This window comes from Pseudomonas sp. CFSAN084952 (genome assembly GCF_009648855.1).
Taxonomy (GTDB): Bacteria; Pseudomonadota; Gammaproteobacteria; order Pseudomonadales; family Pseudomonadaceae; genus Aquipseudomonas; species Aquipseudomonas paracarnis.
Window position 1 is genome coordinate 3,425,525 of record NZ_CP045767.1, and the last position, 25,946, is coordinate 3,451,470.

20 protein-coding genes and 4 tRNA genes are annotated in these 25,946 nt (G+C 61.8%); 2 read left to right on the forward strand and 22 right to left on the reverse strand.

Annotation, left to right across the window (positions count from 1 at the left end; genetic code table 11):
* Nucleotides 1-5: 5 nt before the first annotated feature.
* The 12 genes from GH769_RS15435 to leuC all read right to left on the reverse strand — a co-directional run bounded on the left by GH769_RS15435 (nucleotide 6) and on the right by leuC (nucleotide 14,119).
* The gene (locus tag GH769_RS15435) at nucleotides 6-674 is read right to left on the reverse strand and encodes an SPOR domain-containing protein (protein WP_014719152.1); all 669 of its coding nucleotides are present in this window, start codon (nucleotides 672-674) and stop codon (nucleotides 6-8) included.
* Complete coding sequence (gene folC, locus GH769_RS15440; protein WP_032903800.1) at nucleotides 658-1,965, reverse strand: bifunctional tetrahydrofolate synthase/dihydrofolate synthase; 1,308 nt, start codon at nucleotides 1,963-1,965, stop codon at nucleotides 658-660. Before folC ends, GH769_RS15435 begins: the two co-directional genes overlap by 17 nt.
* Nucleotides 1,962-2,882 carry an acetyl-CoA carboxylase, carboxyltransferase subunit beta gene (gene accD / locus GH769_RS15445; RefSeq protein WP_014719154.1) on the reverse strand — a complete coding sequence of 307 codons (921 nt, stop codon included), beginning with the start codon at nucleotides 2,880-2,882 and terminating at the stop codon, nucleotides 1,962-1,964. The genes folC and accD overlap by 4 nt, the downstream gene beginning before the upstream one ends.
* Nucleotides 2,883-3,127: 245 nt before the next feature.
* Nucleotides 3,128-3,760 (reverse strand): phosphoribosylanthranilate isomerase, encoded by a 633-nt coding sequence (locus tag GH769_RS15450; protein ID WP_032903801.1) that lies wholly within the window; start codon nucleotides 3,758-3,760, stop codon nucleotides 3,128-3,130.
* Between the two features lie 63 nt (nucleotides 3,761-3,823).
* Nucleotides 3,824-4,648: a tRNA pseudouridine(38-40) synthase TruA gene (gene truA, locus GH769_RS15455; protein ID WP_003192549.1), complete on the reverse strand. Its 825-nt coding sequence runs from the start codon at nucleotides 4,646-4,648 to the stop codon at nucleotides 3,824-3,826.
* 243 nt (nucleotides 4,649-4,891) lie between these two features.
* Nucleotides 4,892-7,417: a FimV/HubP family polar landmark protein gene (locus tag GH769_RS15460; protein WP_153649858.1), complete on the reverse strand. Its 2,526-nt coding sequence runs from the start codon at nucleotides 7,415-7,417 to the stop codon at nucleotides 4,892-4,894.
* 161 nt (nucleotides 7,418-7,578) lie between these two features.
* A complete protein-coding gene (locus GH769_RS15465) occupies nucleotides 7,579-8,589 on the reverse strand; it encodes an aspartate-semialdehyde dehydrogenase (protein WP_032903803.1) in 1,011 nt (336 codons plus the stop codon).
* Between the two features lie 249 nt (nucleotides 8,590-8,838).
* Complete coding sequence (gene asd / locus GH769_RS15470; RefSeq protein ID WP_003192554.1) at nucleotides 8,839-9,951, reverse strand: aspartate-semialdehyde dehydrogenase; 1,113 nt, start codon at nucleotides 9,949-9,951, stop codon at nucleotides 8,839-8,841.
* Nucleotides 9,952-10,015: 64 nt separating this feature from the next.
* A complete protein-coding gene (leuB, locus tag GH769_RS15475; RefSeq protein WP_014719158.1) occupies nucleotides 10,016-11,098 on the reverse strand; it encodes a 3-isopropylmalate dehydrogenase in 1,083 nt (360 codons plus the stop codon).
* Nucleotides 11,099-11,151: 53 nt separating this feature from the next.
* Nucleotides 11,152-11,916, reverse strand: coding sequence for a class I SAM-dependent methyltransferase (locus GH769_RS15480; RefSeq protein ID WP_019820862.1), 765 nt, complete (start codon nucleotides 11,914-11,916; stop codon nucleotides 11,152-11,154).
* A 129-nt stretch (nucleotides 11,917-12,045) separates the two neighbouring features.
* Nucleotides 12,046-12,690 carry a 3-isopropylmalate dehydratase small subunit gene (gene leuD, locus GH769_RS15485; protein ID WP_014719160.1) on the reverse strand — a complete coding sequence of 215 codons (645 nt, stop codon included), beginning with the start codon at nucleotides 12,688-12,690 and terminating at the stop codon, nucleotides 12,046-12,048.
* 10 nt (nucleotides 12,691-12,700) lie between these two features.
* On the reverse strand, nucleotides 12,701-14,119 hold the full coding sequence (leuC, locus tag GH769_RS15490; RefSeq protein ID WP_003192562.1) for a 3-isopropylmalate dehydratase large subunit: 1,419 nt from the start codon (nucleotides 14,117-14,119) through the stop codon (nucleotides 12,701-12,703).
* A 140-nt stretch (nucleotides 14,120-14,259) separates the two neighbouring features.
* Between leuC and GH769_RS15495 the strand changes: the two genes are divergently transcribed.
* The gene (locus GH769_RS15495) at nucleotides 14,260-15,150 is read left to right on the forward strand and encodes a LysR family transcriptional regulator (protein WP_014719162.1); all 891 of its coding nucleotides are present in this window, start codon (nucleotides 14,260-14,262) and stop codon (nucleotides 15,148-15,150) included.
* Between the two features lie 66 nt (nucleotides 15,151-15,216).
* Complete coding sequence (locus GH769_RS15500) at nucleotides 15,217-18,495, forward strand: EAL domain-containing protein (RefSeq protein WP_032903804.1); 3,279 nt, start codon at nucleotides 15,217-15,219, stop codon at nucleotides 18,493-18,495.
* Nucleotides 18,496-18,504: 9 nt separating this feature from the next.
* Here GH769_RS15500 and GH769_RS15505 read toward each other — a convergent pair whose 3' ends face one another.
* The 10 genes from GH769_RS15505 to uvrB form a co-directional block, all read right to left on the reverse strand.
* A complete protein-coding gene (locus GH769_RS15505; protein ID WP_014719164.1) occupies nucleotides 18,505-19,464 on the reverse strand; it encodes a tRNA-dihydrouridine synthase in 960 nt (319 codons plus the stop codon).
* Between the two features lie 55 nt (nucleotides 19,465-19,519).
* A complete protein-coding gene (locus GH769_RS15510) occupies nucleotides 19,520-19,954 on the reverse strand; it encodes a thioesterase family protein (RefSeq protein ID WP_020300953.1) in 435 nt (144 codons plus the stop codon).
* A 38-nt stretch (nucleotides 19,955-19,992) separates the two neighbouring features.
* Nucleotides 19,993-20,826: an alpha/beta hydrolase gene (locus tag GH769_RS15515; RefSeq protein WP_019820855.1), complete on the reverse strand. Its 834-nt coding sequence runs from the start codon at nucleotides 20,824-20,826 to the stop codon at nucleotides 19,993-19,995.
* 15 nt (nucleotides 20,827-20,841) lie between these two features.
* The gene (locus GH769_RS15520) at nucleotides 20,842-21,381 is read right to left on the reverse strand and encodes a TetR/AcrR family transcriptional regulator (RefSeq protein ID WP_014719166.1); all 540 of its coding nucleotides are present in this window, start codon (nucleotides 21,379-21,381) and stop codon (nucleotides 20,842-20,844) included.
* 185 nt (nucleotides 21,382-21,566) lie between these two features.
* Nucleotides 21,567-21,642 (reverse strand) — tRNA-Glu (locus GH769_RS15525).
* 81 nt (nucleotides 21,643-21,723) lie between these two features.
* Nucleotides 21,724-21,799: transfer RNA gene (locus GH769_RS15530), tRNA-Ala, on the reverse strand.
* Nucleotides 21,800-21,849: 50 nt separating this feature from the next.
* Nucleotides 21,850-21,925, reverse strand: a tRNA-Glu gene (locus GH769_RS15535).
* A 79-nt stretch (nucleotides 21,926-22,004) separates the two neighbouring features.
* Nucleotides 22,005-22,080 (reverse strand) — tRNA-Ala (locus GH769_RS15540).
* A 147-nt stretch (nucleotides 22,081-22,227) separates the two neighbouring features.
* On the reverse strand, nucleotides 22,228-23,709 hold the full coding sequence (gene gltX / locus GH769_RS15545) for a glutamate--tRNA ligase (RefSeq protein WP_032903805.1): 1,482 nt from the start codon (nucleotides 23,707-23,709) through the stop codon (nucleotides 22,228-22,230).
* 184 nt (nucleotides 23,710-23,893) lie between these two features.
* Nucleotides 23,894-25,909 (reverse strand): excinuclease ABC subunit UvrB, encoded by a 2,016-nt coding sequence (gene uvrB, locus GH769_RS15550; protein WP_003192575.1) that lies wholly within the window; start codon nucleotides 25,907-25,909, stop codon nucleotides 23,894-23,896.
* Nucleotides 25,910-25,946 lie beyond the last annotated feature (37 nt).

Below are 25,946 nucleotides of genomic sequence, written 5' to 3' on the forward strand. Positions count from 1 at the left end.
CCCGTTCAGCCGCGCTCGGGCTGGAAACGCACCACAAACCCGTTGAGGTTCTGCTGACGACCCAGCAAATCGCGCAGGCGATCTGCCTCGGCACGCTCGATCAGCGGCCCCACAAAAACACGGTTCTTGCCATCGGCACTGCGGATATAGGCGTTATATCCCTGGGCACGCAGCTTTTTCTGCAAGGCATCGGCGCTTTCGCGATTGGCCAGGCTGGCGAGCTGGATCGACCAACTGATCGGCAAGCCATTAGGGTCGATGCGGCTCTGACCCACATCCGGCTTACCCGGTGCAGCAGGCTGCGGCGCCACAGGCTTGGGCGCTGGCGCCGGTGCAGCCGGTTTGGCGGCGACAGCCGGGGCTGGCGTCGGCTTGACCACCGGCACACTTGGCTGCACCGGCATCGAAGGGGCCTGCGAAGGTGCCTGTTGGGTGACGACCTCCTCCTCGACGGGCACAGGTTCTTCCGGCAACACCTGAGGCTCAGGCACAACTACCGGTTCGACTTGAACCTGGGGCACCACCGGCGCCTGGGGCGCAGCGGGAGCTTCAACCACCACCTGGCGCTGTTCGTCCTGGCGGGAAAACAGCATCGGCAGAAAGATTACCGCCAACGCCACCAGCACCAGGGCCCCGACCATTCGCTGCTTGTATGCGCTATCCAGTAATGCCATGTGCAGCTTCCTCCGTGGAGCGCCGGGCCAGCCATTCGAGCGCCTCGGCAACACAATAAAATGATCCGAACAACAGGATTTCGTCTTCGGCCGCAGCCAGCGCACACTGCGCCTCAAGGGCGGCAGTGATGCTTGCATACGACGTCACGGGCGCGCCAAGGTTCTGCAAGGCAGTTTCCAGCTCAACCGCAGGACGGCTGCGCGGCGTATCCAGCGGCGCAACGGCCCAAGACTGTACGCTGCCAAACAACGGCGCTATTACGCCATCAAGATCCTTGTCGGCCAGCAACCCGAACACCGCCAGGCGGCGGCCGGCCGGTGGTGTGCGCGCCAGGCGCTGAGCCAGATAGTGAGCCGCATGGGGGTTATGCCCGACATCCAGCAACAGGTTCAGGCGCTTGCCTTGCCAGTCCAGCACCCGGCGATCCAGGCGCCCCACCACCTTCGTCGCTCGCAGGGTTGCGCCGATCTGCTTGGCATCCCACGGCAGATCCAGCAGCAAATAGGCTTGCAGCGCGAGTGCGGCGTTTTCCATCGGCAGGTTCAGCAACGGCAAATCGAGCAGCTCTACCACCTTGCCACGGGCATCACGCCCACGCCATTGCCAGTGGGTCGCACCGATGTCGAGATTGAATTCACGACCGCGCAGGTAGAACGGGCAATCCAGCTCGCGCACCTTGTCCAGCAAAGGTTGCGGCGGATCCAGGTCGCCACAGAGCGCGGGCCTGCTCTGGCGGAAGATCCCGGCCTTTTCATAGGCCACAGACTCGCGGGTATTGCCTAGATAGTCGGCGTGATCAACACCGATGCTGGTGACCAGCGCCAGGTCGGCATCCACCACGTTGACCGTATCCAGACGCCCGCCGAGGCCGACCTCCAGCACGACCACATCCAGTTGCGAACGCTCGAACAGCCAGAACGCCGCCAGTGTGCCCATCTCGAAATAGGTCAGGGAGATGTCGCCGCGCCCGGCTTCCAGGGCTGCGAAGGCTTCGCACAGCTGGGCATCAGTGGCTTCTACGCCATTGAGCTGCACCCGCTCGTTGTAGCGCAGCAGGTGCGGCGAGCTGTACACGCCGACTTTGAGGCCCTGGGCCTGCAACAGCGCGGCCACAAAAGCACAGGTGGAGCCTTTGCCGTTGGTGCCGGTCACCGTGATCACACGCGGTGCCGGCTGGCCCAACCCGAGGCGGGCCGCTACCTGTTGCGAGCGCTCCAGGCCCATGTCGATGGCGGACGGATGCAACTGCTCAAGGTAGGCGAGCCATTCGCCCAGGGTACGTTGGGTCATAGGTTTGCTGGCACCGGCGGCACAACGATCGGCTCGACTTTAGGTGCGACGTACACAGGCGTCGGCAGGCCCATCATTTGCGCCAGCAGGCTGCCCAGGCGCGGGCGCAACTCGCCACGCGGGATGATCAGGTCGATCGCACCGTGCTCCAGCAGGAACTCGCTGCGCTGGAAGCCTTCCGGCAGTTTCTCCCGCACGGTCTGCTCGATCACGCGTGGGCCGGCAAAGCCGATCAGGGCTTTAGGCTCGCCAACGATCACATCGCCCAACATCGCCAGGCTGGCGGAGACGCCGCCGTAGACCGGGTCGGTCAGCACGGAGATGAACGGAATGCCTTCTTCACGCAGACGCGCCAGAACCGCCGAGGTCTTGGCCATTTGCATCAGGGAAATCAGGGCTTCCTGCATACGCGCACCACCGGAGGCGGCGAAGCAGATCATCGGGCAACGGTTTTCCAGGGCATAGTTGGCAGCGCGAACAAAGCGCTCACCGACGATGGCACCCATGGAACCGCCCATGAAGGAGAATTCGAAGGCCGAAACCACCACCGGCATGCCCAGCAGCTTGCCGCTGACCGAAATCAGCGCGTCTTTCTCGCCAGTCTGCTTCTGTGCGCCGACCAGGCGGTCCTTGTACTTCTTGCTGTCGCGGAACTTGAGACGGTCAACCGGCTCCAGGTCGGCACCCAGCTCATTACGGCCGTCGGCATCCAGGAAGATGTCGATACGAGCGCGTGCGCCAATACGCATGTGGTGGTTGCACTTGGGGCAAACGTCCAGGGTCTTTTCCAGCTCCGGGCGATACAGCACCGCGTCGCAGGATGGGCATTTGTGCCACAGACCTTCAGGAACCGAGCTTTTCTTCACCTCGGAACGCATGATCGAAGGGATCAGTTTGTCTACTAACCAGTTGCTCATGCTTTCTTTTCTCCAGTACCGGTGGCTTGAACACAGCCCCGCGTATGCCCTTGAGCTAAATTCATATGTGGCGATGACACAGGCGGGACGGGGTCAGACGTTGGACCTGCCATTTCCCGCCCGTATCCTCAGCCTTCCAGACAACCTGCCAGCGCAGGGTTGCCACTTCGTTTCCGGGCCACCCACAGGCGGCGCCGGGCTGTTTTACACAGTGGTAGTTATGGACGGCGGCAGACTGCCAGCCGTCACATCCCACCCCTGCTGTTGCGCACGGCCTGCATGAACGCGCGAATCTTGCTCGGGTCCTTGATCCCCTTGCCCTGCTCCACCCCACCGCTGACGTCGACGGCATACGGCCGAACCTGTTCGATGGCCGCCTGGACGTTCTCTGAGGTGAGCCCACCCGCGAGAATAACCGGCTTGCTCAACCCCTCGGGAATCAGCGACCAGTCGAACGCCTCGCCCGTACCACCGGGTACGCCTTCGACGTAGGTGTCCAGCAGAATCCCGCGAGCGCCGGCATACGCGGCGCAGGCTGCGGCAATATCGTCCCCGGCCTTGACCCGCAACGCCTTGATGTACGGGCGCTGATAGCTTTCGCATTCCTCTGGCGTTTCGTCGCCGTGGAACTGCAACATATCCAGCGGCACCGCATCCAGGGTTTCGTTGAGCTCGCAGCGGCTGGCGTTGACAAACAACCCCACGGTGGTCACGAAGGGCGGCAACGCAGCGATAATCGCCCGCGCCTGCAGCACATTCACCGCCCGTGGGCTCTTGGCATAAAACACCAGGCCAATGGCATCCGCCCCCGCTTCGACTGCCGCCAGCGCGTCTTCTATGCGGGTAATCCCGCAAATCTTGCTGCGAACGGCTGACATGTCGTAGGAACCTCAGGGTTGGTCCGAGAAAGTCCCGGATGGTAACAAAAGCTTTTCCGGGCGTCAGCCGCCAAGTTCGCTGAAACCGGTGAGGAAGTGCGGCCCGATAAAGCGTTCCGGCAGTTCGAACTCGTCGCGGTACTCCACATCCACCAGATACAGGCCGAACGGATGCGCCGTGACCCCGCCCGTACGGCGAATGCGGCTTTCCAGCACTTCCTTGGCCCACTCCACCGGGCGTTCACCGGTGCCGATGGTCATCAGCACCCCAGCGATATTGCGCACCATATGATGCAGAAAGGCCCCGGCACGGATATCCAGCACGATCATCTTGCCGTGGCGCGTCACCCGCAGGTGGTGGACTTCCTTGATCGGCGACTTGGCCTGGCACTGCCCGGCACGGAAGGCGCTGAAGTCATGCACCCCCACCAGATGCTGCGCGGCTTCGGCCATACGCTCGGCATCCAGCGGGCGGTGGTTCCAGGTGATTTCTTCATTGAGGTGCGCCGGGCGGATCTGATCGTTGTAGATCACGTAGCGGTAACGCCGGGCGATGGCCTTGAAACGGGCGTGAAAATGCGCCGGCATGACCTTGGCCCAGCTGACACTGACATCATGGGGCAAATTGATATTGGCCCCCATCACCCACGCCTTCATCGACCGCTCGGCCTGGGTGTCGAAGTGCACCACTTGGCCACACGCGTGCACGCCGGCATCGGTGCGCCCGGCACACATCAGCGACACCGGCGAGTTGGCGACTTTGGACAGGGCGTTTTCCAGGGTTTCCTGCACCGTCAGCACCCCGGAGGCCTGACGCTGCCAGCCGCGATAGCGCGAGCCTTTGTATTCCACGCCCAGGGCGATGCGGTAAAAGCCTGCGGCCGCCATTTCGGCAGCCGCGTTATCTATATTTGCCAAGAACTGAGAGCCTGATGAGTTGCGCAAAGGCGGGCATTATAGGGCGTCAGGGTGCATAAGAGGGGGCTTTTAATCTGGGGCTTTTGTGGCGAGGGAGCTTGCTCCCGTTCGACAGCGCAGCTGGAGCCCGCTTTTCAGGGGCGCTACGCACCCCAGCGGGAGCAAGCTCCCTCGCCACAACAAGCCCGCTCCCACATTTTTCTGCGTCGGCCGTTAGATTCTGCCGAGCATTTCCTTGGCTTCGCTACGCTGACCCTCGTCGCCTTCGGTCAACACTTCGGACAGGATATCTCGCGCGCCGTCCGCATCGCCCATGTCGATGTAGGCCTGGGCCAAGTCGAGCTTGGTGGCCACTTCATCAGTGCCAGAGAGGAAATCGAACTCTGGCTCATCCTCAGCACCCAGCGCGGCATCTTCAGCCGTGAAGGAAGGCTCGATCGGCGGATGCTCCAGACTCTGTGACAAACGATCCAGTTCAGCGTTGACGTCGTCCAGCTCCGAAGCAAAAGCATCGGGCTTGGCTGCCGGGGCGCTCGGCTCGTCCGCCAGCGACAGGTCAAAGTCTTCTGGCAGGTCGAATTCGTCCAGCGCGGCCGGCGTCAGGGTCGGCGGCTCAACCGGCGGGACATCCTTGATCTGCCCTTCAAGGCCCGACAGGAAGTCGTCATCGGATTGCGACGTCGGCGGGTCCAGTTGCAGGTCCAGATCGAAGTCCGACAGGTCCGGCGCATCGGCCTTGGGCTCAGTCTGTTGTTTGAGCAGCGATTCAAAGGTTTGCTGGTCTTGCGCGATCTCGGCCGGCGAGGCAGCTTCCAGGTCATCCAGACTCAGGTCGAAATCGGTGTCGAAGGTGTCTGCCTGCGGGGCCGGGGTCGGCTTGTCATCGAGCAGGTCCTTGACGTACTGCGCATCCAGGGCCGCGGCAGCCACTGCGGCACTGACACCCGCCGCCAACACGGCCATGGCCGGGAAACGCGCCTTGAGCTGCTCGACCTGGGCATGGTTCTCACCGTTGGCCACCAACTGGCGCTCCTGGGTGACGAACCCGTCTTTGTTGTTCTGCAGCCCATAGACTTCCATCAGCTTCAAACGCAGGTCGCTGCGCTTGGGCTCGCGCTTGATGGCTTGTTCAAGCACATCCGCCGCCTGGTTCAGATGGCCACGGTCGATATGGGATTGGGCCTGGGCCAGGGCGTCACTGGCGTTTTCCTGAGCCACGGCAACCGCCAACGGCGCCAGCACGGAGGCGACCGTCGGTGCCACTACCGTCTCAACCACCGGCGCCGGCGCGGGCGCAGATGCTGGCGGCGTTGCGGTGGCGAGCTTGACGCTCGGCGGCGGCACTTCAAGGCCCTCGAAGCTGTCAGGCGGCAGGTCTTGATCGATATTGGAAACGAACTCAGGCTCTTCGGCCAACGCCCGTGCCATACGCAGATGTTTCTCTTCTTCGCGGCGAGCATTGCGATGGCGTGCCCACAGCAGCAGAAGCAGCAACACCACCAGCAGGGCCGCACCGCCAAGGATGCCGAGCACAATCGGGTTGGTCAGCAGGTCGTTGAACTTGCCTTCGGTGCTGGCCGGCGCAGCAGCCGGCTTGGCCGGTTCAGGCACTGGCGCTGGTGTTGCAACGGGGGCCGCCGGCTCAGCTGCAGGTTCACCCGGCAACTGCGCGGGCATCGCGGCTGTCTGTGGCTCGCCCGTTTGCGCTTGCAAACGAGCCAATTGGTCATTCTTCAGCTGGATCAGCTTCTGCAGCTTGTCCAACTGGCTTTGCAAGTCGGCGGCACGGCTTTTCAGTTCTTCGTTGTCGCGCCGCGTGGTGTCGAGCTCTTCCTGGGTCATTGCCAGCTTGTCGCTCAGGGCGCGGCTGTCACCGACGGTGCCCTTCGCGCCTTTCTTGGCAGCTTCGGCCGACACCAGGCTCAGGTTATCCTTGGCCTGGGTACTCGACGGCGCATTGCCGGCCTGGGTGCGTTTGGTCGCGTCCAACTGCGGCTTGCCGGCCACTTGGCTCTGAGGGCCACGGCGGCCCTGGCGCCAGGCGGCGTTCTGCGCGCTCACTTCGGCAATCGCTTGCGGCTGCGCCAGCGCTGTACTTTGCGCGGCATCTGGCAGGCGCAGGACCTGGCCGGTTTTCAGGCGGTTGATATTGCCGTCGACAAAGGCATCCGGGTTAAGCGCCTGGATGGCCAGCATCGTTTGCTGGACCGAGGCGCCATTGCGGTTCTTTGCGGCAATTTCCCACAAGGTATCGCGGGACGTGGTGGTGTGCTGGGCAGGCGTGCTGGCGGCTGGCGCGGTACTGGCCGGCGCGCTCGCCGTCGGCGCTGGCTGATCGAACTTGGCCGGGTCGAGCAGTACGCTGTAGTCACGCATCAAACGGCCATTGGGCCATTGCACCTGCATGAGGAAGCGCACATAGGAATCGGGCAGAGGCTTGCTGGAGGTCACGCGCACCACGCTGCGACCTTCGGGGTTGATCACCGGCGTGAACGTCAGGTCATCGAGAAACGCCTGGCGGTCGACACCCGCATCCACGAAGGCCTGGGCCGACGCCAGGCTAGGGGTGATCTCGGACGCCGTAAGGCCGCCCACATCGCGCAATTCGATTTCCACCGACAGCGGCTGGTTCAACTTCGACTTGAGGGTCATCTCCCCAAGTTGCAGCGCCTGCGCCATACCGGAGGACAGCGCCGAGGCGGCCGCTATTGCTAACACCAGTTTGCGAACTTGAACCATAGCCTCATCCTTTGTTTGAACGCTTCCCGCCCTGCGAGAAGGTTGGTAACCGCTGCCATTAGGCATGGCGAGCCGATAGGTCACCGACGCGCTTGTGTTTCACTTGGGACCAAGCATAGCGCCTGGTTAGAATCAATCTACAAATTGCCGCCAAGTATCTTTTACACAAGGCCTTTTATCAACAACTGCGCCAGCTCCACGGCGTTCAGGGCCGAGCCTTTGCGTACGTTATCTGACGTCAGCCAAAGATTTAGTTCCGCCGGGTCGTCGATACCTGCGCGAACTCGCCCTACGTACACCACGTCCTGGCCGACGGCATCGCCTACGGCCGTGGGGTAATCGCCCTCCTCGACCCGCTCTATTCCCGGTGCAGCGTCGAGCGCACGGTTCACCGCGTCCAGGTCGACCGGCGCGGCCAATTGCAGCGACACAGCCAGGCTATCGCCGAAAAACACCGGGGCTTGAACGCAGGTGGCGGAAATCTTTAGTAAAGGTGTTTCCAGCACCGCACGCAGTTCGTGTACGAGACGTTTCTCCAGGGCGGTATGACCTTGGGCATCCGGCGTGCCGACTTGCGCCAGCAGGTTGAACGCCACTTGCCGATCAAAGAACGCCGGTTCCAAGGGACGCACGTTCAACAGTTCAGCGGTCTGGCGCGCCAACTCGCTGACGGCCTCGCGGCCCTGGGCAGAGATGGCCAGGTTAGCGGTGACGCTCACGCGCTGGATGTCCACCACACCGCGCAAGGGCGCCAGCACCACCGCGAGGTACGTGGCACAGGGGCTCGGGCTGCCGAGTTGAAAAGGCTTTTTCAACGCGTTCAGCACATGGGCGTTGGCCTGCGGTACCACTTGCGGCGCCTGCTCGGCGGGCAGTGCGCCGGACAAGTCAATCACCGCGCAATCAGCGGCGGTGGCACGCGAGGCGAAGCTCAAGGTCACCGCCGGGCCTGCAGCGAAGAACGCCAACTGCACCTTGCTGAAGTCAAACGTGTCGACTTCTTTGACCCGCACGTTCTTGCCCCGAAACGGCACCGAAGCCCCCGCCGAGTTGCTGCCCGCCAGCAAGTACAAGGTGCCCACAGGGAACTCCAGTTCTTCGAGAATCTGCACCAGGGTTTCACCCACGGTGCCGGTGGCGCCGATCACGGCGATTTCAAAGGTCTGGGTCATGGGATTGCCTCGGGCATTACGGGGGAGCGGCACTTTACCGGGTGGTAGAGGGTGAGGCAATTACAGCCCCCCTGATCGTTTCCACGCTCTGCGTGGGAATGCCTCCTTTGACGCTCCGCGTCACGCCTCTAAAGCAGACGCAGAGCGTCCAGAGCTGCATTCCCACGCAGAGCGTGGGAATGATCACAAAGGCAACAAAAAACCCGCGCCTGTCACCAGAACGCGGGTTTCTGTTATTGCTTCAAGCGATCAACGCTCCAGCAAAATCCGTAACATGCGACGCAACGGCTCAGCCGCGCCCCACAGCAGTTGGTCGCCGACGGTGAACGCGCCGAGGAACTGGCTGCCCATGTTCAGCTTGCGCAGACGGCCCACCGGTACATTCAGGGTGCCGGTGACCTTGGTCGGGCTCAGCTCCTGCATGCTGATATCGCGGTTGTTCGGCACCAGCTTGACCCAGGGGTTGTGCTGGCTGATCAGGCCTTCGATATCGGCGATCGGCACGTCTTTGTTCAGCTTGATGGTCAGCGCCTGGCTGTGGCAACGCATGGCGCCAATGCGCACGCAGATGCCATCCACCGGGATCGGGTTCTTGAAGCGACCCAGGATCTTGTTGGTTTCGGCCTGGGCCTTCCACTCTTCACGGCTCTGGCCGTTAGGCAGTTCCTTGTCGATCCACGGGATCAAGCTACCGGCCAATGGCACGCCAAAGTTCTCGGTCGGGTAAGCGTCGCTGCGCATGGCCTCGGCCACACGGCGGTCGATATCGAGAATCGCACTCGCCGGGTCAGCCAGTTGATCGGCGACAGCGGCGTGGGTCGCGCCCATCTGCTTGATCAGTTCGCGCATGTTCTGCGCGCCGGCGCCGGAGGCCGCCTGATAGGTCATGGCGCTCATCCACTCCACCAGGCCCGCTTCGAAAAGGCCACCCAGGCCCATCAGCATCAGGCTCACGGTGCAGTTGCCGCCCACGTAGTTCTTGGTGCCGGCGTCCAGTTGCTGATCGATGACCTTGCGGTTGACCGGATCGAGGATGATCACCGCGTCATCCTGCATGCGCAGGCTCGAAGCGGCGTCGATCCAGTAACCCTGCCAGCCGGCTTCGCGCAGCTTGGGGAAGACTTCGCTGGTGTAGTCGCCACCCTGGCAGGTCAGGATCACGTCGAGGCTCTTCAACTCTTCAATGCTGTAGGCATCCTTGAGCGGGGCAATATCCTTGCCCACAGACGGCCCTTGGCCACCTACGTTCGAAGTGGTGAAAAACACCGGCTCAATAAGATCGAAATCCTGCTCTTCCAGCATCCGCTGCATGAGCACGGAACCGACCATACCGCGCCAACCGATCAGACCTACACGTTTCATCGCAACTACACCTTGTTAAAAAGTGGGCCGCCTTGCAGCAACAACTGCAAGCGGGCCCGAGAGATTACAGATTCCGCAGCGCGGCGACTACTGCGTCGCCCATTTCTTGCGTCCCGACCTTGGTGCAACCCTGGGACCAGATATCGCCCGTGCGCAAGCCCTGATCCAGCACCAGGCTGACAGCCTTCTCGATGGCGTCCGCCGCATCGCCCAGGTTGAAGCTGTAGCGCAGCATCATCGACACCGACAAAATCGTCGCCAGCGGGTTGGCAATGCCCTGCCCCGCGATGTCTGGCGCCGAACCGTGGCACGGCTCGTACATACCTTTATTGTTGGTGTCCAGTGACGCCGACGGCAGCATGCCGATGGAACCGGTGAGCATCGACGCCTGGTCGGACAGGATGTCGCCGAACAGGTTGTCGGTGACGATCACGTCGAACTGCTTGGGTGCGCGCACCAACTGCATGGCGGCGTTGTCGACGTACATATGGCTCAGTTCGACGTCCGGGTAATCCTTGGCGACTTCTTCGACGATTTCACGCCACAGCTGGCTGGAAGCCAACACGTTGGCTTTATCCACCGAGCAGACCTTTTTACCGCGCACCCGCGCCATGTCGAAACCGACACGGGCGATACGGCGGATTTCGCTCTCGCTGTACGGCAGCGTGTCGTAGGCCTGGCGTTCGCCATTTTCCAACTCGCGCACGCCCCGTGGCGAGCCGAAGTAGATACCGCCGGTCAGCTCGCGCACGATGAGGATATCCAGGCCCGCCACCACTTCCGGCTTGAGGCTCGACGCGTCGGCCAGTTGCGGGTAGAGGATGGCCGGGCGCAGGTTGCCGAACAGGCCCAGTTGCGCACGGATTTTCAGCAGGCCGCGCTCAGGGCGGATGTCACGCTCGATCTTGTCCCATTTCGGCCCACCCACGGCGCCGAGCAGCACGGCATCGGCAGCCCGGGCGCGGTCGAGGGTCTCGTCGGCCAGCGGCACGCCGTGCTTGTCGATGGCGGCGCCGCCGATCACATCGTGGCTCAGCTCGAAGCCCAGGTTGTACTTGCTGTTGGCAAGCTCAAGGACCTTGACCGCTTCGGCCATGATTTCCGGACCAATACCGTCGCCAGGGAGAATCAGAATCTGCTTGCTCATGCGTTCCTCATTTCATCAAGCGACCCGCCCGTGGGCAGGTCGGGAAAAATCAATCAGCGTTCGGCGAAGACCACCAGCACATCGGTGCTGAAGGTGCCGTCGGCTTGAATGTCGTAATAATCGCGCACTTCCTGGCCCATCGCCTGTTGCAGCTTAAGGATTGCCGCACGCAATACCTCTGGCGTGCGCATGCGCTCGACCCACGAGGTGTATTCCAGGCGCAAGCGCTGGCGACTGCTGTTGCGCACGTGCAGGCCAGCCTCACTCAACTGGCGCATCCACTCGGCGCCGGAGTAATCACGCACGTGGCTGGTGTCGCGCAGCACTTCGACGGTTTGCAGGTAAGTGTCCAACAGGGGGCTGCCCGGTGACAAGACATCCACAAATGCCGCCACGCCGCCCGGCTTGAGCACCCGGCGCACTTCACGCAGGGCCAGGCCGAGGTCGCTCCAGTGATGGGCCGAATAACGGCTGAATACGAAGTCGAACTCACCCTCGGCAAAGGGCAAGCACTCAGCGGCGCCGTGCACGGTGCGGATGTTGTCCAGGTTGCGGTCTTTGGCGGCGGCGGCCACCACGTCGAGCATAGGCTGGGACAAGTCGTAGGCCACCACTTCTTTGACCAGAGGCGCCACATGGAAGCTGACATGACCGGCACCGCAGCCCAGGTCCAGCAAGCGTGCAGCGCCCTGCCCGGCCAGCTCGGCCTGTAGCACAGCGAATTCGGTGCCCTGGGCGTGTACGGCGCTGCTCAGGTAGGCCGAGGCTTGCTCGCCGAATTGTTTTTGCACGACTTGGGTGTGGGCGGTGGTGGTCATGGTGGCTTTCCTTGGGGTTTGTGGTGGTTGCACTGGCGCTATCGCAGGCAAGCCAGCTCCCACCGTTGGAATGCACTCCAATGTGGGAGTCGGGCTTGCCCGCGATGGGGCCCGCACGGTTACCGCAAATCAGGCATCGCGAAACAACCAGGGCTGGCTCGCCCGGTGCCTGGTTTCAAACGCAGCAATCGCATCGCCGTCCTGCAAGGTCAGGCCGATGTCGTCCAGGCCGTTGATCAGGCAGTGCTTACGGAAGGCATCCACTTCAAAGTGGTACACCTTGCCGTCCGGGCGGGTCACGGTCTGCGCAGCCAGGTCCACCGTCAGTTGGTAGCCGACATTGGCCTCCACTTGCTGGAACAACTCGTCCACTTCCGCGTCGCTCAAGATGATCGGCAACAGGCCGTTCTTGAAGCTGTTGTTGAAGAAGATATCGGCGTAGCTCGGCGCGATGATGCTGCGAAAGCCGTACTCTTCCAGGGCCCACGGCGCGTGTTCACGGCTGGAGCCGCAACCGAAGTTTTCCCGGGCCAGCAACACGCTGGCACCTTGGTAACGCTCGGCGTTGAGCACAAAGTCCTTGTTCAGGGGGCGCTTGGAGTTGTCCTGGTAGGCGTAGCCCACGTCCAGGTAGCGCCACTCATCGAACAAGTTGGGGCCGAAACCGGTGCGCTTGATCGACTTCAAAAATTGCTTGGGGATGATCTGGTCGGTGTCCACATTGGCACGGTCCAACGGCGCTACAAGGCCTGTATGTTGGGTAAAAGCTCTCATCGGGTTTTCCTCAGATCAATTCGCGAACGTCGATGAAACGACCGTTGACGGCAGCAGCGGCGGCCATGGCCGGGCTCACCAGGTGGGTACGCCCACCCGCGCCCTGACGCCCTTCGAAGTTACGGTTGGAGGTCGATGCGCAATGCTCGCCCGACTCCAGGCGGTCCGGGTTCATCGCCAGGCACATCGAGCAGCCCGGCTCCCGCCATTCAAAACCGGCTTCGAGGAAAATTTTGTCCAGCCCTTCGGCTTCCGCCTGGGCTTTAACCAGCCCGGAACCTGGCACCACAATGGCTTGCTTGATAGTCGAGGCCACCTTGCGGCCCTTGGCGATCACCGCCGCGGCGCGCAGGTCTTCGATCCGCGAGTTGGTGCAGGAGCCGATAAATACACGGTCCAACTGGATATCAGTGATCGCCTGATTGGCGGTCAACCCCATGTATTTCAAGGCGCGCTCGATGGAGCCGCGCTTGACCAGGTCGGCCTCTTTGGCCGGGTCCGGCACGTTCTGGTCAACGGCCAAGACCATTTCCGGCGAAGTGCCCCAGCTGACTTGCGGCTTGATCTGCGCAGCGTCGAGTTCGACCACGGTGTCGAACACCGCATCGGCGTCGGAGACCAGGTCTTTCCAGGCTTCGACGGCGGCGTCCCAATCGGCGCCTTGCGGCGCGAAGGGGCGACCTTTGACGTATTCGACGGTTTTTTCGTCCGCCGCCACCATACCCACGCGGGCACCGGCTTCGATGGACATGTTGCAGATGGTCATGCGGCCTTCAATGGACAGGTCGCGGATAGCACTGCCGGCGAACTCGATGGCATGGCCGTTGCCGCCTGCGGTGCCGATCTTGCCGATCACGGCCAGTACGATGTCCTTGGCGGTCACGCCAAACGGCAATTGGCCTTCGACGCGCACCAGCATGTTTTTCATTTTCTTGGCCACCAGGCACTGGGTGGCAAACACGTGCTCCACCTCGGAAGTACCGATGCCGTGGGCCAGAGCGCCGAACGCGCCGTGGGTGGAGGTATGGGAGTCACCGCAGACCACGGTCATGCCCGGCAAGGTTGCGCCCTGCTCCGGGCCGATGACGTGGACGATGCCTTGGCGCACGTCGTTCATCTTGAATTCGGTGATGCCGTATTCGTCGCAATAGTCGTCAAGGGTCTGCACCTGCAACCGCGAGACCTGGTCGGCAATGGCTTCGATGCCGCCTTTGCGCTCAGGAGTGGTCGGCACGTTGTGGTCCGGCGTGGCGATGATGGAGTCGACGCGCCAAGGCTTGCGCCCGGCCAGTCGCAGGCCTTCGAACGCTTGGGGCGAGGTCACTTCATGGATGATGTGACGGTCGATATAGATCAGCGACGATCCATCATCGCGACGTTTCACTTCATGGGAATCCCAAAGCTTGTCGTAAAGCGTTTTGCCGGCCATCAGTCGGTCCTCATCAGCGGTGCTTCTATACGCCGGGCTTTTCAATAACCCTTTGGCTTGTGAGGCTGATGGTATGGCGCTACATTAAATAACTCAAATTCATATTTTTTATGCTTTGGATTACCAACTGGAATAGCACCATGGACCTGGCCAACCTAAACGCCTTTATCGCCATCGCCGAGACCGGCAGCTTCTCCGGCGCCGGCGAACGCCTGCACCTGACCCAGCCGGCCATCAGCAAGCGCATCGCCGGTCTGGAACAACAATTGAAGGTACGACTGTTCGACCGCCTGGGCCGCGAAGTCGGCCTGACCGAAGCCGGGCGGGCCTTGCTGCCCCGCGCCTATCAAATCCTCAACGTGCTGGACGACACCCGCCGGGCCCTGACCAACCTCACCGGCGAAGTCAGCGGCCGCCTCACCCTGGCCACCAGCCACCATATCGGCCTGCACCGCCTGCCACCGATTCTGCGCACCTTCACCCGGCAATACCCGAATGTGGCGCTGGATATTCAGTTTCTGGATTCAGAAGTGGCCTACGAAGAAATCCTCCACGGCCGTGCGGAAGTCGCAGTGATCACCCTGGCGCCAGAGCCCCACAACCTGGTACGCGCCACCCGGGTGTGGGACGACCCGCTGGATTTTGTGGTGGCGCCGGAACACAGCCTGATCAGCAACGGTTCCGTCAGCCTGGCGGATATAGCCGGGCATCCGGCGGTGTTTCCCGGAGGCAATACCTTTACCCACCATATTGTCAGCCGCCTGTTCGAGGCGCAGGGCCTGATGCCCAATATCGCGATGAGTACTAACTACCTGGAAACCATCAAGATGATGGTCTCCATCGGTCTGGCCTGGAGTGTGTTACCACGCACCATGCTCGACGATCAGGTGGCAAGTATCGCTTTGCCGGGCATACAGCTCAGTCGCCAGCTAGGCTATATCGTGCACACCGAAAGGACGCTGTCGAACGCTGCGCGGGCTTTCATGAGCCTGTTGGATGCACAGGTCGATCTGCCAGGGTTATCGGCATGACACCGTGCGGGCCAAGGGTTTGGGTCAAACCGCGCGGTTTTCTCAATGAGCCAAGGCCCTTTGATAATGCGCAACCCCCTTGACCCGATTCCACCCCTGCCCCGCATCTACGCCCTGGACCCTCAAGCGGCGGAACAAAGCTGGGACAGTGCCCCGCAGCTGCTGGCGGCCCTCAATGCCGCGCGGCTGGGTGCCTGGTGCTGGGAAATCGACACAGGAAGAATCAGTTGGTCACGGGGCACCCAGGCGCTATTCGGCTTTGACCCGCGCCAGCCTCTGCCCAAGGACCTGGACTACCTCGACCTGCTGGCCCCGCAAGACAGCGCGCGGGTGGTGCGCGGCTTTCATGCGGTGCTCGCCGGAGAGCCCTTCGACCGCGCCATGCACCACCGCATCCAATGGCCCGATGGCAGCCTGCACTGGCTGGAAATCAGCGGCAACCTGGCCCCCGACAAAGCCGGACGGCGACGCATGATCGGGGTGATCCGCGAGATCACCCACCAACGCGACCGTGAACATGCCCTCAGCCATTCTGAAAAGCGCTTCGCCACACTCTTCCACCTGTGCCCGAACATGGTGCTGCTGACGCGTCAGGCCGACGGCTTGATCAGCGAAGCCAACCAGTATTTCGAGATGCTGTTCGGCTGGCCAGTGGCCGATGCCATCGGCCGCACCACCCTGGAACTGGGCCTGTGGTGCCATCCGGAACAGCGGGCGCTGCTGGTCAAGGCCACCCAGCGCAAAGGCGAACCCATCACCATGGAAGTGCAGTTCTGCGCCAGCAACGGCCAGATCCATGACGGCACCCTCAGCGCACAAAAGGTCGAACTGGACGGCGAGGCGTACCTGATCAGCACGTTCCTGGACACCACCGAACGTAAAAACGCCGAGCAAGCACTCAAGGACAGCCAGGAGCGCCTGGACCTGGCTCTGGATTCCGCGCAACTGGGCACCTGGGATTGGCACATCCCCAGCGGCATGCTCTACGGCTCGGCGCGTGCCGCCCAGTTGCACGGGCTGGAACCCGCGCCGTTCCATGAATCCTTCGATGCGTTTTTTGAGGGCATGTCCGATGAAGACCGCGAGGGTATGCGCCATGCGTACCGCAGTTTGCGCGAAGGCCCGGACGGCAACTATCAGTTGACCTACCGCGTGCAAATGGAAGACGGCAGCCCGCGTTACCTGGAGAGCCGCGCACGCCTGTATCGCGATGAGTCAGGCAAGCCCCTGCGCATGGCCGGCACCTTGCTGGATATCACCGACCAGGTCGAGCGCGAGCAACGGCTGACCGCCTCGGAGGAAAAGTTCGCCAGCCTGTTCCAGGCCAGCCCCGACCCGATCTGCGTCACCTGCCTGGACAGCGGCGCGTTCATCGAGATCAACCCGGCGTTTACCCAGACGTTTGGCTTTACAGCCGCCGAAGTACTCGACAAAAGCGCCGAACAAATCGGCCTGTGGGACGACTCCAGCAAGCGCCTGCAACGCATCGAGCAGGTGATTCGCGAGCAGGCCCTGAGCAATGTGGCCATCGTGGTGCATCACAAGGACGGCCAAAGCCTGACTTGCATGATTTCCAGCCGTTTAATCAAGGTCAGCGACCAGCCGTGCATCGTCACCACGCTGCGCGATATTACCCAACAGCAACGCTCGGAAGCCGCACTCAAGGCCAGCGAAGAGAAGTTCGCCAAGGCGTTCCACTCCAGCCCCGATGCGATTTCCATCACCGAGCGCGACACCGGCCGCTATGTGGAGGTCAACGATGGCTTTTGCCGCCTGACCGGTTACCGCACCGAAGAGGCCATCGGCCTGACCCTGTACCAGATCGGCATCTGGGCCGACGAAAACCAACGCGCCGCACTGTTGGCCGAGTTGCAGATCAAGGGGCGCATTCACCACCTGGAAATGCTCTGGCGCAACAAGCGTGGCGAGGTACTGGCGGTGGAGGTCTCGGTGGAGCCGATCACCTTGAATGAAACCCCCTGCCTGCTGCTGACCGCACGGGATGTGAGCCTATTGAAGAACGCCCAGGCACAAATCCGGCACCTGGCCTATCACGACCCGCTGACCAACCTGCCGAACCGCGCACTGCTGATGGACCGCCTGAGCCAGCAGATCGCCCTGCTCAAGCGCCACAACCTGCGCGGCGCCCTGCTGTTTCTGGACTTGGACCACTTCAAGCACATCAACGACTCCCTCGGCCACCCCGTTGGCGATACCGTGTTGAAAATCGTCACCGCGCGCCTGGAAGCCAGCGTGCGCATGGAGGACACCGTGGCGCGCTTGGGCGGCGATGAGTTTGTGGTATTGCTCAGCGGCCTGGAGGGCACCCGCCAGACGGTCAGCAGCCAAGTGCAAGCGCTGGCCGATACCCTGCGCGAATTGCTCTCGGAGCCGATGTTTCTCGACGGTCATCGGCTGCAGGTCACACCCAGCATCGGCGTGGCACTGATCCCCGACCACGGCACCACACCCGCCGATTTGCTCAAGCGCGCCGACATCGCCCTGTACCGCGCCAAGGACTCCGGGCGCAACACCACGCAGATGTTCCACAACAGCATGCAAAGAACCGCTAGCGAACGCCTGCGCATGGAGACTGACTTGCGCCTGGCCTTGTCACGCGGCGAATTCAGCGTGCATTACCAGCCCCAGGTGGATGCGCGCGGCAACCGGATAGTCGGCGCCGAGGCCCTGGTGCGCTGGCAGCACCCACAATTGGGCGCGCAGTCACCGGCGGAATTTATCAAGGTATTGGAAGACAGCGGCCTGATCCTGGAGGTCGGCACCTGGATTCTCGATGAAGCCTGCGGCGCCTTTGCCCAGTTGATTGCCGATGGCCTGGTAGACCCGCTCAATTTCAGCCTGTGCGTGAATATCAGCCCCCGGCAGTTTCGCCAGAACGACTTTGTGGAACGGGTGGAGCACAGCCTCAAGCAACACGGCCTGCCGTTCAGCCTGCTGAAACTGGAAATCACCGAAGGCATCGTGATCCAGAACCTGGACGATACCGTGGTGAAGATGCGTCGCCTGAAAAAACTCGGCGTGAGCTTTGCAATGGATGATTTCGGCACCGGCTACTCATCCTTGACCTACCTCAAGCGCTTGCCGGTGGATGCGCTGAAGATCGATCAGTCGTTCGTGCGCGATGCGACCCACGACCCCAATGATGCAGAAATCATCCGCGCCATTGTGGCCATGGCGCGCAGCCTGAACCTGGAAGTCATCGCCGAGGGGGTGGAAACCCTGGAGCAACTGGCGTTCCTGCAAAAGCTCGGCTGCCATTTATTCCAGGGCTATTTGCACAGCCGACCGTTGCCGATCGAGGGGTTCAGGCAACTGCTGGAGTAAGGCTGCCGGTTAAACGGCTGTTGGATGCGGCATACCCAGCAGGCGGCTGACTTGGTTCAAGTCCGTCTCCCGGCGTAGGGCCGTGAACAACTCCACCGCTTGCGGGTAGTTGCGCGTGAGCATCGCCAGCCACTGTTTCAAGCGGCCGGGCGCCTGCTTCTCCGTCAGTTGCGCCACCGACTGACGCCAGAACTCCTGAAGCATCGGCTGCATCTGCGCCCAGGTCATCTCGACCACCTCTTCGCCGGCCTTGGCCGCCACAATCTGCCGCGCCAGATCGGGCCGCGCCACCAGGCCACGGCCCAGCATGATGTCTTCGGCGCCGCTGATTTCGCGGCAGCGTTTCCAGTCTTCGACGCTCCAGATATCGCCATTGGCAAACACCGGCACCTTGACCACGTCCTGCACCCGCGGGATCCACTCCCAATGAGCCGGCGGCTTGTAGCCATCGGCCTTGGTGCGTGCATGCACCACGATATGCGCAGCGCCGCCCTCGGCCAGGGCCGTGGCGCACACCAGCGCGCCATCCGGGCTGTCGAAGCCCAGGCGCATCTTGGCGGTCACGGGAATATGCGCCGGTACGGCACGACGCACATGCTCGACGATCTGGTTGAGCAGCTCCGGCTCCTTGAGCAGCACCGCGCCACCTCGGGATTTATTCACGGTCTTGGCCGGACACCCGAAGTTCAGGTCGATGACCTCAGAGCCCAGCTCACAGGCCAGGGCGGCATTTTCCGCCAGGCACACCGGGTCAGAACCGAGCAACTGCACCCGCAACGGCACACCCGCCGCCGTGTGGGCACCGTGCAGCAGTTCAGGCGCGAGCTTGTGGAAATAGGCAGGCGTGAGCAGGCGGTCGTTGACCCGGATAAATTCGGTCACGCACCAGTCGATACCGCCCACGTGGGTCAACACGTCCCGCAGGATGTTGTCGACCAACCCCTCCATGGGCGCCAAAGCAATTTGCATGGAAAACACTCAACAAAAATCGTGGCGCAGTTTACTGGGTTTCCAGCGGCAACCGTTAACCCCCTGTCAGGGCGGGGCCGTAACCTTCAATAAACTCGGCGGGCATGCGCTTGGGCTTGCCGCTGGACAACTCAATACATACGAAGGTTGTTTGCGCGCGCAGCAGGGTCGCGCCGTCACGGGGGCGTACCAGTTGGAAACGGCGGGTCATCTTCAGGCGCTGGTCCCAGTCGACGATCCAGGTGGCCAGTTGTAACTCATCGCCCTCATAGCCTGCCGCCAGGTAGTCGATCTCATGGCGTACCACGGCCATGGCGCGGTCGAGGCGGCGGTATTCGGTGAGGTCCAGCCCCAGGCGCTGGGAATGGCGCCAGGCACAACGCTCCAGCCATGAGACGTACACCGCATTATTGGCGTGCCCCAGGCCGTCGATGTCCTCAGCCGCAACCTGCAGATCGATGATGAACGGCGTTGCCAAATCCCAGCCCATGCCTTGCTCCAGTCGATTGATGTCGGCGGGGCAGTGTATCAGGCGATCTGGCGCTCCTGTAGACGGCAGCCGGCCAATAGGGCGAGCACAGCATCGATGACCTGCGGGTCGGCGAGCACTTTCTGGTGGCCGCCCTGCTCCAGGCGCAGCAGGCGGCTGTCGAACCAGGCTTCGTGAATGGCTTGAGCCGCCCTGACCGGAACAAAGGTGTCGTCTTCGGCGTGGACGATCAGGCCGGGAATGTTCAGTTGGTAGTGGGCCACGTCCAAATGCTTGAGCGCCATGCCCATGCTCAACTCCACCTCTTGGATAAAGGCTGAGCGCGCCCGTGGCGGCAAGCCGACCATGCGGGTGAACCCGCGTAGCACATCCAGAAAGCGCGACGGTGCGGCAATGCTGACCAATGCCTGCGTACGCAACCCCAACTGCACCGCCAACATCGCACTGGCGCCGCCCATGGAATGGCCGACCACCGCATACAGCGGCGGCAGCTCGGCCGCCGCCTCAAGCATGGCGCGGGCAAACAGCAGTACATGGGCTTCACGCCCTGGCGACCGGCCGTGAGCGGGACCGTCCAGGGCAATTACCGAATAGCCGTTGTCGACCAACGCCGTGATCAAGCTAGCGAACTGGGTGGGCCGGCCTTCCCAGCCATGCATCAGCAGCACCGCCGGGCCATGCCCCCATCGCAACGCCGACAGGCCGAAACGCAGGGTGATGCGCTCCGACTGGGCCAACAGCGGCAACTCCCAGTCACGCGGCGGAAGATCGCGCGGGGTCATGAAGGTGCGACGCATCTTGCTGGCGACCGCATGCGGCGCAAGGCGCCCCACCGTGCCATTGAAACCACGAACCCAGGTCAATGCGCCCATCTCGCGTCCCCTTTTTCAGCGTACCGCCGACTTGGCCGCACGTATCACCCGATCCGATAACTCGCCCGGCCCCAGCGCCCGCGCCAGGGTCAGCCCCCCGACCATCAAGGCCATGTCCGCCAGGGCTTTGTCGATCTCTTCAGGGCTGCCGGCCAGTTGCGCAGCCATCAACTCGACGTGCTCGTTCAAGACCTCGCGAAAAGCATCCGGCAAGCGCCCCATCTCCCCCACCGTCGCGGGCAACGGGCAGGCCTGGGTCGTGGAGTCGCGGTGCTTGCGTGACAGATAAAACGCGGCGACCAACGTGCGACGCTCTTCGCCGGTCAGCTGGTCATCCAAGTCATCGATGGAGGCGCGGCGCTGCGCCAACAACTGGTTGAACGCTTCCAGCATCAGTGCGTCTTTGCTTTCAAAATGCGCGTAGAAGCCTCCTACCGTCAGCCCAGCCGCCCCCATCACTTCGCCCACACTGGGCTCAGCCGGGCCACGCTGGATCAACGCCGCGCTGGCAGCCTGCAAAATACGTTCGCGGGTTTGCGCTTTTTTATCGCTCATCGAAGCCTCCGTCTCTCATGGGGTTTAATATTATTACCATAATAATATTTGGCAAGCGACAAGCACGACCGCCGGTCAGAACAGAAAAATGGGTAATAAAGGAGGGAATTGGCCAAACGCCAGACAAACAAAAGGGCCATTCAATAATTGAATGACCCTTAAAAATCCCGCAGAGCGGGTAATCGTGGCGTCCCCTAGGGGACTCGAACCCCTGTTACCGCCGTGAAAGGGCGGTGTCCTAGGCCACTAGACGAAGGGGACACAAACCTTCTATACAACTGATCAGCGCTGAGAACTGATCGATTCAAGGACGGCGTGGCCGGAACCTTGAACCTGTAAAATTGGTGGAGCTAAACGGGATCGAACCGTTGACCTCTTGCATGCCATGCAAGCGCTCTCCCAGCTGAGCTATAGCCCCGGATTTTTCGTCTCGCGACGCAGCAGACCTTTCGAGCTGCTTGTTGAAACTGGCGTCCCCTAGGGGACTCGAACCCCTGTTACCGCCGTGAAAGGGCGGTGTCCTAGGCCACTAGACGAAGGGGACAAAACCTTCTGTACATCTGATCAGAGCTGAGACCTGATCAATTCAAGGACGGTGTGGCCGGAACCTTGAACCTGTAAATTGGTGGAGCTAAACGGGATCGAACCGTTGACCTCTTGCATGCCATGCAAGCGCTCTCCCAGCTGAGCTATAGCCCCTCATCGGTGAGGACGGGGCGAATCTTAATGGCGGTTTGGAAACGTGTCAAATTTATTTTCAACAATTTCCAAAATTTTTTGCCGGGATAACAATCACTTACCGACGAAACCCCGAAAAACCGGGGTTTCGTGCCCTAAGCGGCCTGCTTAAACGATAGCGCCCAGCAGCTTTTCCCATTCCTTGTTTTCTTTCTTCGATACACCCCCAAGCAAATCAAGGGCTTGGCGTAGACGGAAACGAGTCAAGTCCGGGCCGAGAATTTCCATCGCATCAAGCACCGACACCGAACTGGCCTGCCCGGTGATTGCGGCAAACATCAGCGGCATGGCATCGCGCAGTTTCAGCTCCAGGGATTCCACCACCGCCTGGATGGTCGCGGTGATCGCATCCTTCTCCCACTGACGCAGGCTTTCAAGCTTCCACAGAATCAACTGCATCAGCTGGCGCACCTGATCACCGGAAAGCTTCTTGGACTCGAACAGCTTGGGATCGGGATTCACGCCACCAGCAAAGAAGAAACTGGCCAAGGGTGCGACCTGGCTGAACGTCTCTACCCTGCCCTGCACCAACGGCGCAATTTTCATCATGTACTCGGGGTTCAATGCCCACTGCTGCACACGGGAGGCAAACTCCTCCACGGGCAAGTCACGCAGCCACTGACCATTGAGCCACGACAGCTTCTCGATATCGAAGATCGGCCCACCGAGGGAGACGCGGGACAGGTCGAAGTTGTCGACCATTTCCTGCAGCGAGAACTTCTCGCGCTCGTCCGGCATAGACCAGCCCATGCGACCCAGGTAGTTGAGCATCGCCTCAGGCATAAAGCCCATGCGCTCGTAGAACGTCACCGACGTCGGGTTCTTACGTTTGGACAGCTTGCTCTTGTCCGGGTTACGCAGCAGCGGCATGTAGCACAGCTGCGGTTGCTCCCAGCCGAAATATTCGTACAGCAGGATCAGTTTCGGCGCCGATGGCAGCCACTCTTCGCCGCGCAGCACATGGGTGATGCCCATCAGATGGTCATCGACCACGTTGGCCAGGAAGTACGTCGGCAAGCCGTCGGTCTTCATCAGCACCTGCATGTCCATGCGGTCCCACGGGATTTCGACGTCACCGCGCAGCATGTCCGGCACCACGCATACGCCTTCGCTTGGCACTTTCATACGAATGACGTGAGGCTCACCGGCGGCCAGGCGCGCAGCCACTTCTTCCTTGGGCAACAGCAGCGCACGGCCATCGTAGCGCGGAGTTTCGCCACGGGCCTGTTGCTCGGCGCGCATCTGGTCCAGTTCTTCGGCGGTGCAGAAGCACGGGAAGGCATGGCCCATATCGACCAGTTGCTGGGTGTACTGCTTGTAAATGTCGCTGCGCTCGCTCTGGCGATACGGGCCATGCGGGCCGCCGACATCCGGACCTTCAGCCCAGGTAATGCCCAACCAGCGCAGGGCATCGAAAATCTGCTGTTCGGACTCACGGGTGGAGCGCAGTTGATCGGTGTCTTCGATCCGCAGGATGAACTCACCGCCATGCTGCTTGGCAAAGCAGTAGTTGAACAGGGCGATGTAAGCAGTACCGACGTGGGGATCCCCAGTAGGCGATGGCGCAATGCGCGTGCGGACGGTGGTCATGGCAGGTCTCGAATGGGCGATATAACTGAAAATTGAAACAAGGGGCGAATGGTAACAGCCTGGGTGATTTCTGGAAAACCGAGGCGCGGCCATCGCAGGCAAGCCAGCTCCCACATTGACCGTGTTCACAGATCAATGTGGGAGCCGGGCTTGGCCGCGATGAAGCCAGCCCAATCTACGCAAATCAAACAGCCAACAGACGCTCACGCAACTTGCCAATCTCATCACGCGTCTGCGCCGCCGCTTCAAACTCCAGATCCCGCGCCAGCTGGTACATTTTTTCTTCCAACTGCCGAATCCGCTTGGTGATCTCACTCGGCGAGCGCAGTTCGTTCTCGTACTTGGCACTTTCCTCGGCAGCCTTGGCCATGCCCTTGCGCTTCTTGCTGCGCGAGCCGGGCACGGTGGCGCCTTCCATGATGTCGGCAACGTCCTTGAACACGCCCTTGGGGGTGATGCCGTGTTCCAGGTTGAACGCGATCTGCTTGTCGCGACGACGCTGGGTCTCGCCAATCGCACGCTCCATGGAACCGGTGATGCGGTCCGCATACAGGATCGCCCGCCCATTGAGGTTACGCGCCGCTCGGCCGATGGTCTGGATCAGCGAGCGTTCGGAGCGCAGGAAGCCCTCCTTGTCCGCATCCAGGATCGCCACCAGCGACACTTCCGGCATGTCCAGGCCTTCGCGCAGCAGGTTGATCCCCACCAGCACATCGAAGGTGCCCAGGCGCAGGTCGCGGATGATTTCCACGCGTTCCACAGTGTCGATGTCCGAGTGCAGGTAACGCACGCGCACGCCGTGGTCGGCCAGGTAATCAGTCAAGTCTTCGGACATGCGCTTGGTCAGAGTGGTGACCAGCACCCGCTCTTCCAGGGCCACGCGCTTGTTGATTTCCGAGAGCAAGTCGTCGACCTGGGTCAGCGCGGGGCGGATTTCGATTTCCGGGTCCACCAGGCCAGTGGGACGTACCAGTTGCTCGATGACGCGGCCCGCGTGCTCGGCTTCATAGTTGCCGGGCGTAGCGGAGACGAAGATGGTCTGCGGGCTGATGGCTTCCCACTCGTCAAAGCGCATCGGCCGGTTGTCCAGCGCCGACGGCAGGCGGAAACCGTATTCCACCAGGGTTTCCTTGCGCGAACGGTCGCCCTTATACATGGCGCCCACCTGCGGCACGCTGACGTGGGATTCGTCGATCACCAGCAAGGCGTCCGGCGGCAGGTAGTCATAGAGCGTCGGTGGCGGCGCCCCGGAGTCACGGCCCGACAGGTAACGCGAGTAGTTTTCGATGCCGTTGCAGTAACCCAGTTCCAGGATCATCTCCAGGTCGAAGCGAGTGCGCTGCTCCAGGCGCTGGGCTTCCACCAGCTTATTGTTGGAGCGCAAGTATTCCAGGCGCTCGGCCAGCTCGACCTTGATGCCCTCGATGGCGCCCATCAAGGTTTCGCGTGGGGTCACGTAATGGCTTTTGGGGTAGAAGGTGAAGCGTGGCAGCTTGCGGATCACTTCACCGGTCAACGGGTCGAAGGCTGACAGGCTTTCGACCTCATCATCGAACAGCTCGATGCGAATCGCTTCCAGGTCGGATTCCGCCGGGTAGATGTCGATCACATCGCCGCGCACCCGGAAGGTGGCGCGGGCAAAATCCATGTCGTTACGGGTGTACTGCAGGCTCGCCAGGCGCCGCAGCAATTCGCGCTGGTCGAGTTTGTCACCACGGTCGACGTGCAGCACCATCTTCAGATAGGTTTCCGGGCTGCCCAAGCCGTAGATGCACGACACCGTGGTGACGATGATCGCGTCTTTGCGCTCCAGCAGTGCCTTGGTGGCCGACAGGCGCATCTGCTCGATGTGGTCGTTGATCGACGCATCCTTCTCGATAAAGGTATCGGACGACGGCACATAGGCTTCGGGCTGGTAGTAGTCGTAGTAGGAAACGAAATACTCCACCGCGTTGTTCGGGAAGAACGCCTTGAACTCGCCATAGAGCTGCGCCGCCAGGGTTTTGTTCGGCGCCAGCACCAGGGTCGGGCGGTTGGTCTGGGCGATCACGTTGGCGATGCTGAAGGTCTTGCCGGACCCGGTCACCCCAAGCAGCGTCTGGTGCGCCAGGCCGGCTTCAATGCCTTCGACCATCTGACGAATGGCTTCCGGTTGATCGCCGGCGGGTTCAAAACGGGTAACGAGCTGGAAATCCGACATAACGTACCTCGTGAAGTCACCCCAGACTCGACACCGC

Coding starts and splice junctions, on each gene's coding strand:
- truA (WP_003192549.1), bottom strand. CDS start 4,648: ATGGCGGCCGCAGGCTTTTACCGCATCGCCCTGGGCGTGGAATACAAA.
- accD (WP_014719154.1), bottom strand. CDS start 2,882: ATGAGCAACTGGTTAGTAGACAAACTGATCCCTTCGATCATGCGTTCC.
- GH769_RS15500 (WP_032903804.1), top strand. CDS start 15,217: ATGCGCAACCCCCTTGACCCGATTCCACCCCTGCCCCGCATCTACGCC.
- GH769_RS15495 (WP_014719162.1), top strand. CDS start 14,260: ATGGACCTGGCCAACCTAAACGCCTTTATCGCCATCGCCGAGACCGGC.
- GH769_RS15465 (WP_032903803.1), bottom strand. CDS start 8,589: ATGACCCAGACCTTTGAAATCGCCGTGATCGGCGCCACCGGCACCGTG.
- GH769_RS15520 (WP_014719166.1), bottom strand. CDS start 21,381: ATGAGCGATAAAAAAGCGCAAACCCGCGAACGTATTTTGCAGGCTGCC.
- GH769_RS15515 (WP_019820855.1), bottom strand. CDS start 20,826: ATGGGCGCATTGACCTGGGTTCGTGGTTTCAATGGCACGGTGGGGCGC.
- GH769_RS15435 (WP_014719152.1), bottom strand. CDS start 674: ATGGCATTACTGGATAGCGCATACAAGCAGCGAATGGTCGGGGCCCTG.
- leuD (WP_014719160.1), bottom strand. CDS start 12,690: ATGAGAGCTTTTACCCAACATACAGGCCTTGTAGCGCCGTTGGACCGT.
- GH769_RS15480 (WP_019820862.1), bottom strand. CDS start 11,916: ATGACCACCACCGCCCACACCCAAGTCGTGCAAAAACAATTCGGCGAG.
- uvrB (WP_003192575.1), bottom strand. CDS start 25,909: ATGTCGGATTTCCAGCTCGTTACCCGTTTTGAACCCGCCGGCGATCAA.
- GH769_RS15460 (WP_153649858.1), bottom strand. CDS start 7,417: ATGGTTCAAGTTCGCAAACTGGTGTTAGCAATAGCGGCCGCCTCGGCG.
- gltX (WP_032903805.1), bottom strand. CDS start 23,709: ATGACCACCGTCCGCACGCGCATTGCGCCATCGCCTACTGGGGATCCC.
- GH769_RS15510 (WP_020300953.1), bottom strand. CDS start 19,954: ATGGGCTGGGATTTGGCAACGCCGTTCATCATCGATCTGCAGGTTGCG.
- leuC (WP_003192562.1), bottom strand. CDS start 14,119: ATGGCCGGCAAAACGCTTTACGACAAGCTTTGGGATTCCCATGAAGTG.
- asd (WP_003192554.1), bottom strand. CDS start 9,951: ATGAAACGTGTAGGTCTGATCGGTTGGCGCGGTATGGTCGGTTCCGTG.
- GH769_RS15505 (WP_014719164.1), bottom strand. CDS start 19,464: ATGCAAATTGCTTTGGCGCCCATGGAGGGGTTGGTCGACAACATCCTG.
- GH769_RS15450 (WP_032903801.1), bottom strand. CDS start 3,760: ATGTCAGCCGTTCGCAGCAAGATTTGCGGGATTACCCGCATAGAAGAC.
- leuB (WP_014719158.1), bottom strand. CDS start 11,098: ATGAGCAAGCAGATTCTGATTCTCCCTGGCGACGGTATTGGTCCGGAA.
- folC (WP_032903800.1), bottom strand. CDS start 1,965: ATGACCCAACGTACCCTGGGCGAATGGCTCGCCTACCTTGAGCAGTTG.